Source organism: Halomonas sp. AOP22-C1-8, from assembly GCF_052378905.1.
Taxonomy (GTDB): domain Bacteria; phylum Pseudomonadota; class Gammaproteobacteria; order Pseudomonadales; family Halomonadaceae; genus Vreelandella; species Vreelandella citrativorans.
In genome coordinates this window covers 1-303 of record NZ_JBQSYD010000083.1, presented here as the reverse complement: position 1 = coordinate 303, position 303 = coordinate 1, and the positions used below count along the sequence as shown (strand labels likewise).

The following is a 303-nucleotide window of genomic DNA, read 5'->3' as shown; positions in this document are numbered from 1 at the left end:
TCATAGAGCAAACGGTTTAAGCACGATCCCCTCTTGGGTCTGTAGCTCAGTTGGTTAGAGCGCACCCCTGATAAGGGTGAGGTCGGCAGTTCAAGTCTGCCCAGACCCACCAAATTTTATCTATCTTTGCGTTATTTTATGACTCGCATAGCAGGCTATGCTTCGCCATAAAATGCCTTGTGATGAATAAAATTCCGAGAGGTAAGTGTCTAAAATGGGGCCATAGCTCAGCTGGGAGAGCGCCTGCCTTGCACGCAGGAGGTCAGCGGTTCGATCCCGCTTGGCTCCACCATTATGTTGGTA

2 tRNA genes are annotated in these 303 nt (G+C 49.8%); both read left to right on the top strand.

Annotation, left to right across the window (positions count from 1 at the left end):
* Positions 1-35 precede the first annotated feature (35 nt).
* Positions 36-112 (top strand) — tRNA-Ile (locus tag ACT3TY_RS17970).
* Positions 113-216: 104 nt separating this feature from the next.
* A tRNA-Ala gene (locus ACT3TY_RS17965) sits at positions 217-292 on the top strand.
* Positions 293-303 lie beyond the last annotated feature (11 nt).